The sequence below is a fragment of the Apilactobacillus apisilvae genome, from assembly GCF_023380225.1.
GTDB lineage: Bacteria > Bacillota > Bacilli > Lactobacillales > Lactobacillaceae > Apilactobacillus > Apilactobacillus apisilvae.
This window is the reverse complement of record NZ_CP093362.1, coordinates 287185-306434: the sequence shown is the minus strand read 5'-3', so window position 1 is coordinate 306434 and position 19250 is coordinate 287185. Positions and strand designations below refer to the sequence as shown.

Below are 19250 nucleotides of genomic sequence, written 5' to 3'. Positions count from 1 at the left end.
TAATCTCCTAAAAATATTTTTTAATATTGTTCCATATATTGTTCTCTTTCCCATTCAGAAACTTGAGCACGATATGCATCATATTCTAAATGCTTAGCAGCTAAGAAGCTGTTAAAGATTTTCTCACCCAATGCATGCTTAATTGTATTGTCATAAGATAATTCTTTAAGTGCATCAAGTAAATCATCTGGTAAATTAACAATTTGATTTTCTTTTCTTTCTTGAGCATTCATATGATAAATATTTCTATCAACACTCTTTGGTGGAACAATTTCATTTCTTAACCCATCAAGACCAGCTTCAAGCACTGCAGCAACTGCCATATATGGATTAGCTGTTGGATCAGCACTTCTTACTTCTAATCTAGTTGCAAGTCCACGAGCATTAGGTACACGGATTAATGGAGAACGATTTGATCCTGACCAAGCAACGTAAACAGGTGCTTCATATCCAGGAACTAAACGCTTGTATGAGTTAACAATTGGATTACAGATTGCAGTGTAACTCTTAGCGTGTTTAATTAATCCACCTAAGAAATGATATGCAGTCTTGGATAATTCTAAATCACCTTTTTTATCATAGAATACATCACCATCTTTATTGAATAATGACATATTTAAATGCATTCCTGAACCGTTAATACCACTCAATGGTTTTGGCATAAATGTAGCATAAAGACCATGTTTTCTTGCAACCGTTTTAACAACCAATTTAAATGTCTGAATATTATCTGCTGCATTTAAAGCATCAGCATATTTAAAGTCAATTTCATGTTGTCCAGGGGCGACTTCATGATGGGCAGCCTCGACATCAAATCCCATTTCTTCAAGAGTTAGAACAATGTCACGGCGACAATTTCCACCTAAGTCTAGAGGGGCCATATCAAAATAACTACCTTGATCATTCAATTTAACTGTTGGTTTACCATTTTCATCCATCTTGAACAAGAAAAATTCTGGTTCAGGTCCAATATTAAAGGAAGTAAAGCCGGCATCTTTCATATCTTTAAGAACTCTAATTAAATTATTACGAGGGTCACCTTCAAACGGTTCACCATTAGGCTTGTATACTTCACAAATAACCCTAGCAATTTTCCCTTTTTCTGAGCTCCAAGGAAAAATCATCCAAGTTGAAAGATCTGGATGTAAATACATATCACTTTCTTCAATTCTAACGAATCCTTCAATAGATGAACCATCAAACATTAACTTATTATCTAGTAATTCATCTAACTGACTAATTGGGACCTCAACATTTTTTAATGTTCCTAAAACATCAGTAAACATTAATCTTAAAAATTTAACATCTTTTTCTTTTACAATACGACGGATGTCGTCTTTTGAATAATCATGTTTTGTAGCCATTTAACTCTACCCCTAACATTTTTATTATATTAATTAAAAAGAATTATTGCCCTTAACATCTTTATAGTTTAAACCACCAACATTTAAAAGTTCATCTGAAAGTATTTTTCTAGCTTCTTCATCAGACAAATTCTTATGAGTATCTTTATTATTTAACTCGTCTTGTTTACGCTGCTCATAGACTTTCTTAATTTTAGAAATGTTCATCCCTTCAGATAAATAATCTTTAATCTCTAAAATCTCATCAATATCATTTAAAGAGTACATTCGGCGATTTCCTTCATTTCTTTCAGGTGAAACAAGTCCCTGCTCTTCATAATATCTTATTTGTCTAGCAGTTAAACTAGTAAGTTTCATAACAGTGCCAATTGGTAAAACTGATAAAGAACGTCTTAAGTCTTTTTCTTTCATAAAAATAACTCCCTCTAATATATTTTATATTAACATTATAATTGTCCTTGTCAAGATCATATGTCATGTTTTATAACATGAATTTAAAATTATTTATTAATCCATTTAGTTATATCTTGTTCAATTGAATAAATTTCTTCCTTATTATTTAAAATGTCATACCATGTAACATCCATTTTATTTCTAAACCAAGTTAATTGTCTTTTAGCATAGTGTCTTGAATTCTTCTGAATTAAATCTTTAACATCATTTAGATTTAAATTTCCATTAAAATAACCATCAAACTCTTTATAGCCTATCCCTTTGCATGCTGGCAAATCTAATCCGCCTTTATTATACAGCCACTTAGCTTCGTCGACTAAACCACTGCTAAACATATCATCTACTCGTTTATTAATTCTTTGGTATAAGTTATTACGATTGGTGTTTAATGCAATTATATAACTATCAATTTCAATATCAGACTTGTCATTTTGTTCAGAAAATTTATTCCCCGATTGTTTATAAAATTCCAAAGATCTAATAATACGACGCTCATTATTAACAGGAATATTAATTGCTGATTCATGATCAACTTTATCTAAGCGTTTCCACAAATTATATTTACCATTATCAATTGAATATTTATGTAAATCATTTCTCAATTTGTTATCTTTGTCGAAGCTTTGACCAAATTTAAAACCATCAACTAAGGATTGTAAGTAGAATCCAGTACCTCCAACTATGATAGGCAATTTACCCCTACTAGATATATCTTTAATTAAATTTTTAGCATCATCAACAAAATTAGATGCTGAATATCGTTCATTAACATCTTTAAAATTAATAAGATGATGTTTTACTCCATCCATTTCATTACTTGTAACTTTAGCTGTTCCAATGCTCAAATGTCTATAAACTTGCATTGAATCACCAGAAATAATTTCACCATCAAATTTTTTGGCCAACGATATAGACAATGACGTTTTACCTATCGCTGTAGGTCCAGCTATTATTAAAACTTTATTCATGTTTTTCACCGTTTCTTTTAGAATAATACTTAACTTTATAATAATAAATTATTGAGTAAAAATAAACACAAAACTGGATATATTGTAGTAAATCTTGCATAATAGAAATGTATAGATATATACATAAGGAGGTTATTATATGAAGAAATTTGGAAACGGATTCTTGTTAGGTGTATTAGCTACACTAAGCGCTGTCGTTGGTGCATTATTTTCTTTTAAAAAGACAGTCGTTGAACCTGTAGAAAATCATGAACAAAAGCTTGAAGAAAACAGAAAGCGTGTTTTAAGAAAGCAACGTTCTGCTCATCTAAATTAAAAGCGAAAAAAATAAATCCATTGGAAGTAAATTTCTTTCAATGGATTTATTTTTTATATTATTTTTTTGTTTTACCGTTCCAATTACGATAACCGCTTTTCAAAATATAAATAGTTTTATAACCTTTTTTACTTAAAAAAATAGCAGTGCGCATACTAATATTCATACCTTGATCATATAAGTAAACAGGCATATCAGATCTAATATTGCCATAAAAAGTCTTAATGGTTGAATATGGCATACTTCTAGCACCTAATATGTGCCCAGAATCAAAATCTTTTGTTTCTCTTAAATCGACAATTTGACCTCGATGACTACCCTTTTGAAAATCTTCTTCATTAATTATGTTTGCAGCTCTATTAGCCCTTATTCTAGTAGATAAGTTAATAATAAAAAATACAGCAATAATTAATACTACTAAAACCAGTGAAGAATACATCATGAATCTCCTAACCTAATTAAATTATTTTTGAGTATTTCTTAACGCAAGCGATGCAGCACCGATAACACCAGCATCATTACCTAATTGGGCTAAACGAATTTTAGTAGAATCACGAACGGGTCTAAAAGCGTTTTCTTGGAAATATTTAGTTGTTGGTTGTAGTAATGTGTTACCAGCGTTAGATACACCACCACCAATAACAATATTACCAGGATTTAGAGTGTTACCAACATTAGCTAAAGCTAAACCTAAGAAATAACATACACGGTCAACAACCTGATTAGCAAAAATATCACCATTGTCAGCTAAGAAGAAAACAATTTTAGAAGTAATTTCTTCGCCAGTATTAATCATTTCTTTTAATCTTGAATTACCAGTAAATTCAGTAGATAAACTTTTTGCCACATTAATCACACCAGTAGCTGAAGCATATTGTTCTAAACATCCACGTTTACCACAAGTACACATAAAGCCACCTGGTTCAACAGTAATATGGCCAATTTCACCAGCGCCACCATTAATACCATGAGCTAATTCACCATTAATAATGACACCACCACCAACACCAGTTCCTAAAGTAACAAAAACAACATCAGAATCTTTACTACCGGCACCTTGCCAATATTCTCCCAATGAGGCAACGTTAGCATCATTATCTATGGAAAAAGGAAGGCCTAAAGCCTGTTCAATTTGATCCTTGATTTTTTGAGTTGTCTTCCAGTTTAAGTTATAAGCACCAATTACTGTACCTGCTTCACGATCCACTGAACCTGGAGTTCCCATTCCAATACCTACAAAATCATCAATTTTATGATCAGAGTTTTCCATCTTTTTTGTAATAGATTCAATAATATTTGGAACAATATGACTTCCGTTAGCGCTTACATCTGTGGTAATAGCCCATTTATCAAGAATTTCACCACTATCTGTTAAAAAGCCTAATTTTGTAGTTGTTCCTCCTAAGTCAATTCCAATCAATTTACGTACCATTTGTAGTTCCTCCTAAATATTGTTATTCTCAGTTTTATTTTCTTCGATTTTATGTTCATGTTTTAAAACTAGTTTAGCTTGTATAAACTCTTTTTGAGTAATGACATTTGATTCATTTAAATGATCCAGTTCTAAAGCCATAACTTCAATATCCCAAATTCTTTTACCTACATAAACATAAATACCAAATCTTTTTAATAGTTGTTGCACATCATACAACGTATTCATTGTCCCACATCCTAAAAAAAAATGCACTAATTATTTGACATATATCCAGTTTTTAAACAAAAAATTATGATTATTAATAAGACAATAAAAGAAAGTATCTTTTTAGACTTATTGACCTTATAATTTGGTAATCCAATAATATAAGGTACAAAAAATCCTGCAATTAATCCACCTAAGTGCCCTGATAAGTCAATTGTTGTACTGGTTAAATCAAAAACTATATTAATACCAATTAATATTAAAAAACTTTGTGACATTTTTCTAACTGCCACGTTATCATGAAAAGTTTCCCCTAACATTAAGAAAACACCAAACAATCCAAAAATAGCAGTACTTGCACCAGCACTAGGATTATTAGAAAATGCAAAACTAACAATATTCCCCATAATACCAGATAACATGAAAATCAATAAGTAACGAAAATGGCCAAAGATCTTTTCTAATTGAATCCCTACATAATATAAACTAATTCCGTTCATTACAATATGTAATAAACCTAAATGAATAAATATTGGTGTAATAAAACGCCACCATTGACCAAAATATTGAATTGGATATCTATACATAGATCCATTCATAACAATTTCATCACTGGTATTTGTAATTAAACCAAAAATATAAACAAAAGCCATGATTAGCAATAAAAGCTCTGTTATAAATGGTTTTTCATCAATATCATGGTAAAAAGAAGAATTTTTTATTTTAATAAATGATTCTTTTAACTTTTTGATCAAAATCATCAACTTTCCAAAGTGCTTTTTGATATATTTGTTCCTTGAAACAAAGAGAAAGAGTATATCCATTATATTTTTTTAAAATTCGATCGTAAAAACCGCCGCCAAATCCCAAACGATTATTATCTAAAGAAAAGGCCAAACCTGGGACAATTAATAGATCAATATCACTAATATTAGCTTTAAAAGTAAATAATGGTTCATATATATCAAAAGAACTTTTTTTAAATTTAGTATCTTCAGTACAATTAATAAAGACCATTTCTTCTTTAGATATGACTTTAGGAACAAAAACTTCCTTATTATCTAAAAAAGCCTTTCTAATAATCGGTCTTGTATCAATTTCAAATTTTAAACTTATAGTGATTGCTATAGAGTCGCTATTTTTCCATTCTAAACTATTAAATAATTTTTTATAAAGTTTGTGTTCATAATAACTTTTATGATTCTTATTTTTTAATAGACCAATAATTTGTTTTCTAATATTTTTTTTATCCATATAACACTCTCTTAAGATATAAAAAAAGGATTGGGCTTTAAACCCGAATCCTTATTTTGTTTCACGATGTAATGTAACTTTTCTTTGACGTGGACAATATTTATTTAGTTCCAAACGATCAGGGTTATTACGACGACTCTTAGTTGATAAGTAGTTACGTTCGTGACATTCTGTACATTCTAGTGTAATGTGTACTCTCATTAGTGTTACACCTCCAAATTTATCTTTTTACAATTTATAGATATAAACAACCGTCAACTTTTAATATATTATCATTTTTTTTAGGATTTGACCAGAGTTTATACAAATATTGTTAAGGAAAATTACTTAACAGCAATAATTTTATTCAAAACCTTTATCTGACTGTACATATTTCCAATAAGCTGAGTATATTTGCTTAGCTAAGTTAATATTATTACTTTCAGCATCGTCTGGCAAGTTTGGAATTGCTAGTGCAACTACTACTTGCGGATTCTTAGATGGTGCAAAAGAACCTAAACTAAGAGTAACAGTACTATTATGATTATAAAAAGTTTGCGCAGTCCCAGTTTTAGCAGAAATTTCTGGTTTAACTTGATTTAGCGTAATCCCAGTTCTATACTGACTAGTTCCATGAACAACTTTATAAAAACCATCAGTAACAACTTTTCGTTGAGCCGGAGTCATATCAATTTTATTTAATATATTAGGTGTCACAGAATATTTAACTCTTCCTAGTTTACCGTCTTTGTTAGATGATCTAATATTTTGCACAACATGTGGCTCAATACGATATCCCCCATTAGCAATGGTAGAAATATATTGTGCTATTTGCATAGTTGTATAATTATCATAATTTCCATAAGATAAATCAAGTGCTTTACCAATATTAGCAAAACCACTAGGACCCTGAATTCCCTTAGTTTCACCAGGTAAATCGATTCCTGTTTTCACTCCCAAACCGAATTGATTAAAGTATCCTCGCATAATGTTAAACACATCAGGATTCATCGTTAATGGAGCTCCTGAATAATAATTAAATTTGGCCTCTTTCATAGCTAATTGCATCATATAAGAGTTAGAAGATATTTCTAAAGCGGTAGAAGCATCAACTGGTAAATTTGCAGATCCATTATGATTAAACCAAGAACTTTTTTGGATACCACCAGTAAGAATTGGTTTATCAGTTAAAACAGAATTAGTGGGAGTTATAACTTTATCCATAAGTGCTCCAGACACCATAGCACCCTTAACAACAGATCCCATTGTAATGGAACTATTAATTGTTCCCAATGCATTAGGCGTTAATTTACCAGTCTTAGGATTTCTATTCACTCCACCCATTCCTACAACAGATCCGTCTTTAGGATTCATAACAACAGCATAAGCACCAGTAGAATTTCCTGACATTTCGGCATGTTCTACTAAGTACTGTAATTTTTTTTGAAATTGTGAATTAATAGTTAACTGAACATTATCACCTTTTTGACCACCATACTGTTTAATTGACTTATCTAAGCTACCATTTTGAATTAAAGTTTGTGACTTAGATCCTCTCAAAACAGGTTCATATTCTGATTCTAAGTAATTTTGTCCAACGCTATCATTTCTAGAATATCCTTGCGCAAGTAAAGTATTAATCTTATCGATTGGTAATCCTGTTTTTTCTGAAGAAACTGTTCCAACGATACTTTGAACAGAATTACCATTAGGATATTCTCTAGTCCAACTACTACCAATTTGAATACCCGGCATTTCAGTTAAATGTTCTCCGACTTCGGCTAATTCTTTATTAGTAACTCCCGTTGTTTTAATATAAGTAGTGGATAGTTGATATGCACCACTCATTTTTTGAAAAATAACAGCTGCATTCTTAGCAGATGCACTTTTACCATATAACTTATCATTCTGAACCTTATCTAAAGCAGCATTATATTGAGTATCGGGGGTTGAATTAGCTGGTAACTTTAAGCTTTTTTCTATATTCTGCAAATTAGAAGGATTAGATAGGTAATATTCAGCTGCCTGTCTAGAAGTTAAGGCGCTTGAATCAACGCTTATATACTTACTTAACTTATTAGCAAGATTATATAAGTCACTACTATTAACACCTATACTTTTAGTATATTGGATAGCCTGATGGGCCTTGTTTCCAACTAAAACTCTTCCAGAAGAATCATAAATCATCCCTCTTTGAACATTCCCCAATTTTATAGAATTATCGGATCGATTTACTTCAGCTTTATATTGACTTCCATTGACGATTTGTAAATATGCTAATTGAATCATTAATACTAAAAACAAAGCACCGACAATAAATAATAATATTTTTAATCGAAAAGGTACTCTCGAATTTATATTTTTGTTTTGATGATGAAATATTTTTTGTAGAAAACTATTCAAGGTTATCTAAACTCCTTGTTATAAATTTTTTTAAACATGAATGTTATTATATACGTATTGTATAATATATGTATAAAATAGTGACAACAATTTCATTAATGAAAGGATGACAAGTTATTAAACATATAAAAAATCATATACCACTTATGTTAAGTTTTTTTATTCCGTTTATAATTATGGCATGTTATTTTGCATATCGCAATATGTTTCCATTTGGTAATGGTAGCATTTTAACAGTAGATTTAGGCCAACAGTACGTAGATTTTTTTTCATTTTATAAAAGAACTATCAATACACTTAACTTTGGTAATCTATTTTATTCTTTTTCAAATGGATATGGTGGTGAAATGACAAGTATATGGTCTTACTATTTAATGAGCCCGTTAAACTTAATTATTGCTATTCTACCGAAAAGTTTCATGAATGGTAGTATTATGTTGATTACGTTATTAAAATATGGACTGTCAGGATTAAGTTTTGGATACTTAATAAAAACCAAAAAAGTTAAAAACAATTTAACAATTCCAATATTTGCAACTTCATATGCAATGAATGGTTGGATAATTGCTAACCAATTGAATATTATATGGTTAGATGCAATGATTATATTACCAATAATTATTTTAGGTATTGATAATATAATTAAAAAGAACTCTTATAAAGTTTATTTAATATCATTAACAGCTATAATAATCATTAATTATTATATGGCTTTTATGATTTGTATATTTTCATGTACATATTTTATCGCTAATTACGTTATTAAATACAGCAATATCAATAATAAAATTAAAATGATTTTAAAATATATTGGAACTAGTTTAACTGCATTTTTAATTTCATCATGGCTAATGATACCTAACATAATAGCCCTTAAAGATGGTAAAGGGCAATATACAATCAGTAATATAAAATGGAAATTTGAGTATAATCCTTTAGATATGATTTCTAAGTCTTTAAATGGTGCTTTTAACTTTGATCAAATACCTAGTGGCTATCCTAATATATTTATTGGAAGTATTGCATTAATATCAATGATTTCTTTTTTCTTCAATCACAACATTAGAATAAAAAAAAGAGTTATATATTTTTTGCTACTATCATTTTTGATTATATCCATGTCCTTTGAACCACTTGATTTACTTTGGCATGCATTTCAATTTCCAGTATGGTATCCATATAGATTTTCATTTATTACTTGTTTCTTGATTGCATATTTAGGAGCAATTGGCTTTAATAGTTTGCCTAAAGAAATAAATATTACTTTAATAATAAAAGTTTCAGTCATTCTTGTTGCTGGAATGTTATACGTTGGAGTTAATATTAATAGATTTACATTTTTATCTATAGAAAAATATATAATTTCATTGTTAATTTTAGCAATAACATTTTTAATAATAATGTTAATCAACAAAAAAACATTTAAATACTATTTATTAAGCCTTCTTATAATCACTATATGTGATATGGGAATAAACACTTTCAATTCATTAAATAGCATTTCATATGTTAATAATAGTGACTATACTACTTATAATAAAATATTATCAAATAAAATATCATCAATCCAAAAAAATGATAATTCATTCTACCGAATTGGAAAATCATTTTATCGTACTAAAAATGATCCTTTAGAAAATAATTTTAATGGTGGTTCAGTATTTTCATCCACTTTACAAAAGAAAAATACTGAATTTGAATCAAAAATTGGAATTCCATTTAATAGCGGATCAATTGATTATTCTAATGGCACCTTATTTACCGACTCCTTATTAAGTTTTAAATATATAATTAATATGGATAATGGATTTAAAAAATATCCAATGATTCAGCAAAGTGGAAAACGATATGATGTTATTAATAATAAAGTAAATAATGATTTTAATAGTTATAAAAACAATAATTATTTTCCAATAATTTATGAAACAAATCAGAATTCATTAAAAAAAATAAAAACTAATGATGACCCCTTGAACTATCAAAACAATATTTTTAAATCTTTATCTAATTCAAATAAAAATATATTTAATTTTAATAATGATTATAAAGTAACTTTTAATAATGTTTATAACACCAAATCTCTTAACAAATCAGTTGTTAAAAAGAAAAATTTATTAAAACCAGCTTCTATTGATATTAAATACAACTATACTGATGGAAACATTCCTTATCTACTGTTATCTGGTAATTTTAATAAAGATAACTGCTCAATTTTTGTTAACGGAAATAGTGTTATTGTGCCTAAAACATTTTCTAATTCAATAGTGATCAGCTTACCTAAGCAAAACAGTACAATAGATATTAATTTTAAAAAAGCTAGTTTATACTCTAATGATTTTGGCCTTTATAATCTTAACTATAATCAATTTAAAAAAGATACAAATTATATTCATAATCAAAGGAATAATATTAAATTTAATAATAATAATATATCTGCTGATTTAAACTTTAACAAAAAAGGTAATATTTTGACGTCAATACCTTATTCAATGGGATGGCATTTAGTCATAGATGGTCATGAATCCAAAATATCGCCATGGTTAAATGAATTTATTGGTAGTAGTAAAATGGTTTCAAGAGGAAAACATAAAGTTTTCCTATATTATTATCCTAGTGGTTTAAACATAGGCATTATCATGACAATAATTGGAATTTCAATATTATTAGTTAACTTGATTATAAATAAAAAAAAGTACAAATAAAAAGATCCTTAAGATGAGTAGATTCATCTTAAGGATCTTTTTATTCATTATTGAACATCAATAATTTTAACCTGCATATCACCAGCAGGAATTTCAATTGTTACATCATCATTTTTCTTATGACCTAACAATGCTTTAGCAATTGGGGAATCATTTGAAATTTTTCCACCCATTGGATCTGCTTCAGCAGCTCCAACAATTTGATAAGTTTCTGGATCTTCATCTGGTAATTCTTTAAAAGTAACTTTTTTACCAACGTTAACCAAGTCTTTATCAACATCTTCATTATCTACAACATTAGAATATTGAAGCATATGTTCAACAGTAGTAATTCTACTTTCTAACATACTTTGTTCATTTTTAGCAGATTCATATTCAGAGTTTTCAGATAAATCACCATAACTCCTGGCAATTTTGATTCTTTCAATAATTTTAGGTCTTTGATTTAATCTTAAATCTTCTAATTCATTTTCCAATTTCTTTTTACCTTCAAGGGTCATTGGATATGTTTCGTCTTCAGCCATACTATATCTCCTTTAATTAAATTGTTGTATCTATATTATTCAAAACTTTGGTATTACCATGTTTTAATAAAATTGATTGAATTTTAGTAGTTAATAAATCAATAGCAACTTGGTTTTTACCACCCTCAGGAACAATAATATCTGCATAACGCTTACTTGGTTCAACAAATTGGTTATACATAGGTCTAACAGTTTCTAGATATTGTTGAACAACTTCATCAAGTGTACGTCCACGTTCCTTAGTATCACGTTGAATACGTCTTAAAATACGAATATCATCATCAGTATCCACAAATACCTTAATATCCATTAAATCTCTTAAACGTTTATCATCTAAAATCAAAATTCCTTCAAGAATAATAACATCACGAGGTTCTTGAGTAACTGTTTCTTCACTACGATTCAACTTTTTATAATCATAAACGGGTTTCTCAATTGCTTTATAGTTTAATAACTTGTGTAAATCATCGATTAATAAATCCGTATCAAAAGATAATGGATGATCATAGTTAGTTTCTTCTCTTTCAGCCCAAGTTTTTTGTGATTGGTCCTTATAGTAAGAATCTTGTTGTAAAATCATTATTGAGTGCCCTAACAACTGATTAAAAATAGCACGACTTACAGTAGTTTTACCACTACCAGAACCACCAGTTACACCTATAACAACAGGACGTTTTTTATTTTCTACCATATTAATCTCTCCAAATTATTTTTATCTCATATAGTTATTATTTTTGACTATTGAACTACTATTTAACAAATCACTGGTATACATAACTTTATTTTTCTTAGTATCAATGTAAAAATGCAAATAATTTTTATCCCTATCCCTTGGATTTAAAACTGCTTTCACAGCATTAATACTAGGATTACTAATAGGTCCAGGTCCATATCCAGTATGCTTAAATAAGTTATAAGGAGATTTAATTTTATAATCTTTTTTTTCAATTGATTGACTAAAACTTTTCCCATTAGCATACAAAATACTGGACTTCATTTCAAGTGGTAATTGATAATTTAATCGGTTAAATAATACTCCAGCAATCTTTTCACGATCAATATTGCTATACCTTTCCAATTCAACCATCGATGCTAAAGTCATGACTTGATTTACCGTAAGTCCTTGCTTCTTGATAGTTTTATAATAAGGCTTTAGCTCATTATTAGATTTATCCAACATTTGTTTAACAATGTCCTTCAAATCAATTCCTTTTTGCGAATTATAAGTAGCAGGATATAAATATCCCTCCAACTTATATCTAGTATTTTTAGATTTAAATGAAGAACTCAACATTTCTGGATATTGTTTTTCCAATTGCGATAAATAATTTTTATCATCAATAAGATTAAGAAAATCTTCTCGAGAATATTGACTTCTATTTTCTATATCCTTGGAAATTTGATTAATATCATCGCCTTCTCTAACAAGCAATCTACCATAATTGCCTTGAAGCGGTTGCGAAGAACCACCGTTTTTCAGTTTTTTAGCAATCGTCGATAAACTCATTGAAGGTGAAAATTCATAATATCCAGCTTTTAAATTATTATAATGATTACTATTTACATAATAATCAAATACCATCCCACTCTTAACAATTTTATTATCCTGTAAAATTGATCCAATTTTCTTATCCGAAGCACCTAAAGGAATATTGACTTGTATGACACTTTTATCTTTGGAATTAAGTGGTTCTAAAGAACTATTTAAATATTGATGTCCTAGGAAAAATATAAAACATCCCAATATAATCAAAATTCCCACAATTGTGAAACTAATCTTTCGGCCTAAATTATTATGCTTCTTAGAAGAATTATCGGATTTTAATTTATTAGCCAATACAATTCCTCCATCTTAGACAATTAACGAACTTCAACATCGAATTCTTTTTCTAAATTCCTTTGAATCTTGTCCATAACTTTATTAACATCATCGTCTACTAGAGTATCACGTTTATTTTGGAATACTAGATTATAGGCCATTGATTTTTTACCTTCTGGAACATGTTCACCATTATAAACATCAAAAATATTAACTTCTTTTAAGAATGCGCCACCACGTTTTTCAATTACCTTAACAATATCAGAATTTGTAATATTGTCATCTACTAACAATGCGATATCTCTTGAAATAGATGGATATTTAGAAATAGATTCATAACTTTGATCTGACTTAGGTAAATCATTTAAGCTATCTAAGTTTAAGTCGAAAACATAAGTATCATTAATCTTAAATTGTTTTGCAATATTAGGATGTACTTCTCCAACAAAGCCAACATAATGACCATGAATCATAATATCAGCAGTTCTACCAGGATGCATTTCTGGGTATTCTGCATTAGATACATAATCAATTTGTCCATTAAAACCAATAGTTTCTAGATACTTATTTACAATTCCTTTAATTTGGTAAAAATCTACTTCTTTATTGTTTTCATCCCAATTACTTGATATTAATGAGCCTGAAATAGCACCAGCAATATGTTCAATTTCTGAAGGCTTAACTTGGTCTTTAGTATCCTTATAAAATACACGGCCTTGTTCATATAAAGCAACGTCGCTAACATTTCTTGCCTTGTTATAAGCGATATCATCTAATAAACCGGTTAATAAGTTCATTCTTAAAGTTTCATGATCATTAGTCATAGGATAACTAAGATTAGTTTCAAACGAATTTTGCATCATAAACATATTAGCTTTTTCTGAGGTAGTTAGAGCATATGAAATTGCATGGGTTAAACCTAGTCCCTCAAGAATATGTCTACTATCTCTCATCAATTGTTGTTTAGGTTGAAGTTTACCAGTAGTCATAGTAGTTGTAGGCAAAGTAGATGGTAAATTATCATAACCATAAATTCTCGCAACTTCTTCAATCAAATCAGCATCAATATGAATATCCCCACGTCTGACAGGAACAGTAACTGAAAATGAATCATCATTTCTATGAACAATAAATCCTAATCTTTCAAATATATCTTGAACTTGTTCGTAAGAAAGATGGGTCCCCAAAATATGATTAATTTTCGTTAAAGTAATTTCAACAACTACTGGTGAAATTTTGTATTCAGTTCCATCTAAAATATCATCGCAAACATCACCATTCGCTAATTCATTACTCATTTGGCAAGCGTTTTCCATAGCTTCATCTAAACCACTATGATTAACACCACGTTCAAATCTTTGGGAAGCCTCAGTGTGTATAACATGCTTACGTGCCATTTTTCTTACTTTAATAGGATCAAAAACTGCACATTCAAATAAAACATTTTTAGTTTCCTTAGTAATTGATGTATCTAGGCCACCAATTACACCTGCTAATGCAATTGGACGATCATCAGCAATGATAATATCTTTTTCATCGAGATTTAAATTATCTTCACCTAATGTAGTAATTTTTTCACCCTTTTTGGCATTTCTTACAGTAACTTTATTACCATTTAGCTTATCTAAATCATAAGCATGCATAGGTTGACCAAATTTTAGCATTACATAATTAGTAATATCGATAATATTATTAATGGGTTTAATTCCAGCATTCCATAAACGAATTTGTAACCATAGTGGACTAGATTTAATATTCACATTATTGACAATCCGATTTTTATAGATTGGAGCAATATTTTCATCAACATCGCTGTTAACTTGATCTGATGTTTTCTTACCAGAAGTTTCTTTAACTGTAACATCATCATAATTTACATGCTTATTATAAATAGCAGACAAATCATGAAGAGTTCCATATATGCTTAACATATCACCACGATTAGGAGTAACATCTAAGTCGATTAGTTCATCATCCATACCAATATATGAGTATACATCATCACCATTTTTGGCATCATCAGGTAGAAAGTAAATTCCATCAGCCCATTCCTTAGGAACAACATCTTTTGGAAAACCTATTTCATCTAAAGCACATAGCATCCCATTAGATTGAATACCACGCATTTTAGATTTCTTAATTTTTATATTATCAGCAATTCGAGCACCAGATAATGCAACAATTACTTTCTTACCCTTTTCAACATTGGGAGCACCACAAACAATTTGAATAGGTTCGTCTTCACCAACATCGATTTGACATACATGTAGATGATCTGAATCAGGATGGTCTTCCAAGCTAAGGATTTGTCCAACAACTATTTTTTTTAGTCCCTCACTAGGTTTATCAACAGAATCAACTTCTACTGAAGAACGTTCTATTTTTTCGGCTAAATCTTTTGCAGGAATATCTAAATCAATATATTCCTTAAGCCATTTATAAGATACTTTCATATAAAATTCTCCTTAATTAAATTGTGATAGGAAGCGAACATCATTTAAATAAAAATCACGAATATCGTCAACACCATATTTAAGCATTGCAAAACGATCTGGACCTAATCCGAAGGCAAATCCACCATAAGTATCTGAATCAACGCCTGCCATATTCAGAACATTAGGATGTACCATCCCAGCACCTAAGACTTCAATCCAACCAGTATTTTTACATACGTCACAACCTTTACCATTACACTTAAAACAAGTTACATCGGCTTCAACTGATGGCTCTGTAAATGGAAAATAACTTGGTCTTAATCTAATATCATATTTGTCACCAAATAATTGATGTAATAAATATTCTAAAGTCCCTTTTAAATCTGCCATTGTAATATGCTTATCAATCACAATTCCTTCCACTTGGTGGAATTGGTGTGAATGAGTAGGATCGTCAGTATCACGGCGATATACAACCCCAGGTGAAATCATTTTTAAAGGACCTTTATTAAAATCATGTTTTTCCAAAGTTCTAGCTTGCATAGGAGAAGTTTGTGTTCTCATTAAAATTTCTTTTGTAATGTAAAAAGTGTCTTGCATATCTCTTGCAGGATGATCTTTAGGTAAGTTCATCATTTCAAAATTATACTTATCTTCTTCAACTTCAGGACCGCTTAAAACTTCATATCCCATGCCAATAAACATATCTGAAATTTCATCAATGATTGATTGAATAACATGGGGATGCCCTTTAGCAATCGGATCACCAGGTAAAGTAACATCAATTTTTTCAGCAGCTAATTGTTTATTTAAGGCAATCTTTTCTAATTCAGATTGCTTTTTATCCAAAGCTAATTGAATATCATCACGAATCTTATTTGCATAACTACCAACTTTAGGACGTTCTTCAACTGGTAAATCTTTAATACCTCTTAAAGCCTTTGTAATTAGTCCTTTTTTACCCAATAAATGAACTTTAATTTCATCATTCATTTTTTTAATATCAGTTGCACTTTTAATATTTTCTAGACCTTTATCGCGTAACTCGGTCAAATCATTTTTTAGACTCATAAATTTCTCCCTTCAATAAAAAAAGCCTCATCCCTAAAAGGGACGAAGCTTCGCGGTACCACCCTAGTTTATGAGTATTAAACTCATACACTTAATTTCAATAACGGTGATTAACCGGAAAATTTTTCGTTAATAAATAACTCCCAATATCAGCTCAGAAAATGAATTCAACTAATATACGATTACTCTCAGCAAATGAAATCTTTCTGTAAATAATTAGTCTACTAATTTTTCTTCTACACTCTTAATAGAATAATAATGCAAATAAAGGAACAGGTCAAGACCGGTTTCACAAATTAAACCATTTATCTGCCCAGTTATGAACTTCATCCATTATAGGTTCTAAATCTTTACCTCTATTAGTTAACTCATATTGAATTAGCGAAGAATCTTTAAAAGTTTTTCTGGCTACAATATCATCTTTTTCTAGCTCTTTTAATCTTTCAACTAGAACCCTATCACTGCATTTATCAATACTATTAGAAATGTTTTTAAATCTTTGAGGACCATTAAGGAGCGTTTCAATAATTAAACCATTCCACTTTTTACCTAAAATGGAAAATGTTTTTTCAAATTTAGGACATAAATTACAATTAGTTGAAGATTTTAATTGACTATTGGTAGACAAATTCATTATCCCTCCTATTAATACTTTTCAAATATTTGTTTTAAATTACGATACTTTGGGGCAAAATACTCTCTAATAGCATCATAGTCATCAATGAGTGAAACAATCACACTTTCAGAATATTTTGGTTTACTTAATGTTAGACCCCACATATGCTTAATAATAATATCTTTTTCTTTATCATTTAATTTAGTTATTTTTTGAGCATTTCTTAATGCAATTCTTGGGTGCATATAGGCATGTGAGCCTAAGTGAAACTTATCCAATCGCCAATCATAATAAAATAAATCATGTAGAAGTCCACCTCTAGCGGTAGATCTAGAATCCAAATTAAAACGTTTAGCAATTTTATAACTTTCATATGATACATCAATACAATGTTTTAGCCTTGTAGAAGAATGATGCTGTGTATAATTGGCTAAATCTATTACCATTGGAGATGCTAATAGATCAGAAACATATGACATATATAATTTATCATTTTTCCATGAGTCATCAGCCATAATTAAATTATCTCCTTATAATCATTAATTTATTATTTTTGTAGATGAAACATTAGAACACCTGCAGCAATTGCAACATTTAAAGATTCTGCATTTCCTTTAATGGGAATATATAGATTCTTAGTGGTAATATCAAGTAATTTTTTCTGCATCCCATTACCTTCATTTCCCATAATTAAAGCAAACTGTCTGGAAGGCTTAATGTCACTATAAATTGACGCTTCATCATTAAGCTCACTACCGTATATAGGTAGTTTATTTTCTTTTAATTTATCTATCCAATGATTTAAATCACCTTCAATTATTTTTAAATGAAATTGACTTCCCTGCATTGCTCTAAGAACCTTGGGGTTAAATTGATTAGAAGTGCCTTCACCAAAAATAACGCCATTCATTCCAGCTGCATCGGCAGTTCTAACCATTGTTCCAATATTACCAGGATCCTGAATATTGTCTAACAATAACCATGAACCATCAATATTTTCATTTTCAATAATATTTGAAGAAGGTAATCCTACAATTGCAAAAATACCTTGTGGTGTAATTGTAGAGCCTAAATCGTTAGCTATTTCATCATTAATTTCAATTATTTCTTTAGAGTAATTGATTAGTTCTTCATTATGCAATTCAAATTGCTTTGGTGTCGTTAAAATAACTTGAACATCTTGATTTGAATCTAATGCTTCACTAACTAAATGCCAACTTTCTAATATATAAAGAGAGTGTTTTTCTCTACCTTTTTTACTTTTTAATTTTTTCCATTCTTTTATTCTGCTATTTTTAACAGAAGTTATTTTTTCCATAGTAAGGAATAGCCCCTTTTTAATACTAACTTATTCATATTATTTTATAATAATATATGAATGATTGCAAAAGGAGTGATAACAATGAAAAAAACTATTAAATTAATTGTAACTGGAACAGTTCAAGGTGTTGGTTTTAGATGGTCGGTAAAAGAAATTGCAGATAAACTAAATGTGCAAGGTTACGTGCAAAATTTATCAGATGGTTCTGTTAAAATAATTGCTAGTATAAAAAATGATGATATTTCAAAATTTCTTAAACAAATAAAGAATTCAAGCAGTTCAATAATAAATGTTGTGAAAATAAAAAAAGAAATATTAAATTATAAAGACTATCAAAATTTTTCAATTAAAATTTAATATAATTGTGCTTTTCTGGTATTATTAGT

General features: G+C 29.2%; 21 protein-coding genes and 1 other annotated feature. Of the genes, 3 read left to right on the top strand and 18 right to left on the bottom strand.

Going from position 1 to position 19250, the window contains the following annotated elements; all coding sequences use genetic code 11:
- Positions 1 to 20: 20 nt before the first annotated feature.
- The 3 genes from glnA to miaA all read right to left on the bottom strand — a co-directional run bounded on the left by glnA (position 21) and on the right by miaA (position 2785).
- Positions 21 to 1364, bottom strand: coding sequence for a type I glutamate--ammonia ligase (glnA, locus tag MOO46_RS01575; protein WP_249511284.1), 1344 nt, complete (start codon positions 1362 to 1364; stop codon positions 21 to 23).
- Positions 1365 to 1397: 33 nt separating this feature from the next.
- Positions 1398 to 1775 carry a MerR family transcriptional regulator gene (locus MOO46_RS01570; RefSeq protein ID WP_249511283.1) on the bottom strand — a complete coding sequence of 126 codons (378 nt, stop codon included), beginning with the start codon at positions 1773 to 1775 and terminating at the stop codon, positions 1398 to 1400.
- Between the two features lie 89 nt (positions 1776 to 1864).
- Positions 1865 to 2785: a tRNA (adenosine(37)-N6)-dimethylallyltransferase MiaA gene (gene miaA / locus MOO46_RS01565; RefSeq protein WP_249511282.1), complete on the bottom strand. Its 921-nt coding sequence runs from the start codon at positions 2783 to 2785 to the stop codon at positions 1865 to 1867.
- A gap of 139 nt (positions 2786 to 2924) precedes the next feature.
- Between miaA and MOO46_RS01560 the strand changes: the two genes are divergently transcribed.
- Positions 2925 to 3101 (top strand): DUF3042 family protein, encoded by a 177-nt coding sequence (locus MOO46_RS01560; RefSeq protein WP_249511281.1) that lies wholly within the window; start codon positions 2925 to 2927, stop codon positions 3099 to 3101.
- A 58-nt stretch (positions 3102 to 3159) separates the two neighbouring features.
- Here the strand turns inward: MOO46_RS01560 and MOO46_RS01555 are convergent, their stop codons facing one another.
- From MOO46_RS01555 to MOO46_RS01525, 7 genes are all read right to left on the bottom strand, one after another.
- Entirely contained in the window at positions 3160 to 3540 is a 381-nt protein-coding gene (locus MOO46_RS01555; protein WP_249511280.1) for a rhodanese-like domain-containing protein, read from the bottom strand.
- Between the two features lie 24 nt (positions 3541 to 3564).
- Entirely contained in the window at positions 3565 to 4533 is a 969-nt protein-coding gene (locus MOO46_RS01550; protein ID WP_249511279.1) for an ROK family glucokinase, read from the bottom strand.
- A 12-nt stretch (positions 4534 to 4545) separates the two neighbouring features.
- Positions 4546 to 4761: a YqgQ family protein gene (locus MOO46_RS01545; RefSeq protein ID WP_249511278.1), complete on the bottom strand. Its 216-nt coding sequence runs from the start codon at positions 4759 to 4761 to the stop codon at positions 4546 to 4548.
- 26 nt (positions 4762 to 4787) lie between these two features.
- Entirely contained in the window at positions 4788 to 5495 is a 708-nt protein-coding gene (locus MOO46_RS01540; RefSeq protein ID WP_249511277.1) for a rhomboid family intramembrane serine protease, read from the bottom strand.
- A complete protein-coding gene (locus MOO46_RS01535; protein ID WP_249511276.1) occupies positions 5464 to 5994 on the bottom strand; it encodes a 5-formyltetrahydrofolate cyclo-ligase in 531 nt (176 codons plus the stop codon). The genes MOO46_RS01540 and MOO46_RS01535 overlap by 32 nt, the downstream gene beginning before the upstream one ends.
- 51 nt (positions 5995 to 6045) lie before the next feature.
- On the bottom strand, positions 6046 to 6195 hold the full coding sequence (gene rpmG / locus MOO46_RS01530; RefSeq protein WP_249511275.1) for a 50S ribosomal protein L33: 150 nt from the start codon (positions 6193 to 6195) through the stop codon (positions 6046 to 6048).
- A 141-nt stretch (positions 6196 to 6336) separates the two neighbouring features.
- Entirely contained in the window at positions 6337 to 8376 is a 2040-nt protein-coding gene (locus MOO46_RS01525) for a peptidoglycan D,D-transpeptidase FtsI family protein (protein WP_249511274.1), read from the bottom strand.
- Positions 8377 to 8522: 146 nt separating this feature from the next.
- Here MOO46_RS01525 and MOO46_RS01520 point away from each other — a divergent pair, with 146 nt between their 5' ends.
- Positions 8523 to 11078 carry a YfhO family protein gene (locus tag MOO46_RS01520; RefSeq protein WP_260525472.1) on the top strand — a complete coding sequence of 852 codons (2556 nt, stop codon included), beginning with the start codon at positions 8523 to 8525 and terminating at the stop codon, positions 11076 to 11078.
- Between the two features lie 47 nt (positions 11079 to 11125).
- Here MOO46_RS01520 and greA read toward each other — a convergent pair whose 3' ends face one another.
- From greA to MOO46_RS01480, 8 genes are all read right to left on the bottom strand, one after another.
- Entirely contained in the window at positions 11126 to 11602 is a 477-nt protein-coding gene (gene greA / locus MOO46_RS01515) for a transcription elongation factor GreA (RefSeq protein ID WP_249511272.1), read from the bottom strand.
- Positions 11603 to 11618: 16 nt separating this feature from the next.
- Complete coding sequence (udk, locus tag MOO46_RS01510; protein ID WP_249511271.1) at positions 11619 to 12293, bottom strand: uridine kinase; 675 nt, start codon at positions 12291 to 12293, stop codon at positions 11619 to 11621.
- Positions 12294 to 12314: 21 nt separating this feature from the next.
- Positions 12315 to 13439: an endolytic transglycosylase MltG gene (gene mltG / locus MOO46_RS01505; RefSeq protein WP_249511270.1), complete on the bottom strand. Its 1125-nt coding sequence runs from the start codon at positions 13437 to 13439 to the stop codon at positions 12315 to 12317.
- Positions 13440 to 13462: 23 nt separating this feature from the next.
- Complete coding sequence (pheT, locus tag MOO46_RS01500; protein ID WP_249511269.1) at positions 13463 to 15874, bottom strand: phenylalanine--tRNA ligase subunit beta; 2412 nt, start codon at positions 15872 to 15874, stop codon at positions 13463 to 13465.
- Between the two features lie 12 nt (positions 15875 to 15886).
- Positions 15887 to 16927, bottom strand: a complete 1041-nt coding sequence (gene pheS, locus MOO46_RS01495; protein ID WP_249511268.1) for a phenylalanine--tRNA ligase subunit alpha — start codon at positions 16925 to 16927, stop codon at positions 15887 to 15889.
- 35 nt (positions 16928 to 16962) lie between these two features.
- Positions 16963 to 17175: a binding site (T-box leader), on the bottom strand.
- Positions 17176 to 17216: 41 nt separating this feature from the next.
- On the bottom strand, positions 17217 to 17561 hold the full coding sequence (locus MOO46_RS01490; RefSeq protein WP_396121408.1) for a winged helix-turn-helix transcriptional regulator: 345 nt from the start codon (positions 17559 to 17561) through the stop codon (positions 17217 to 17219).
- Between the two features lie 11 nt (positions 17562 to 17572).
- On the bottom strand, positions 17573 to 18058 hold the full coding sequence (locus MOO46_RS01485; RefSeq protein ID WP_249511266.1) for an HD domain-containing protein: 486 nt from the start codon (positions 18056 to 18058) through the stop codon (positions 17573 to 17575).
- Between the two features lie 32 nt (positions 18059 to 18090).
- Entirely contained in the window at positions 18091 to 18861 is a 771-nt protein-coding gene (locus MOO46_RS01480) for a TrmH family RNA methyltransferase (RefSeq protein WP_249511265.1), read from the bottom strand.
- Between the two features lie 84 nt (positions 18862 to 18945).
- Between MOO46_RS01480 and MOO46_RS01475 the strand changes: the two genes are divergently transcribed.
- Positions 18946 to 19221 carry an acylphosphatase gene (locus MOO46_RS01475; RefSeq protein WP_249511264.1) on the top strand — a complete coding sequence of 92 codons (276 nt, stop codon included), beginning with the start codon at positions 18946 to 18948 and terminating at the stop codon, positions 19219 to 19221.
- Positions 19222 to 19250: the final 29 nt, after the last annotated feature.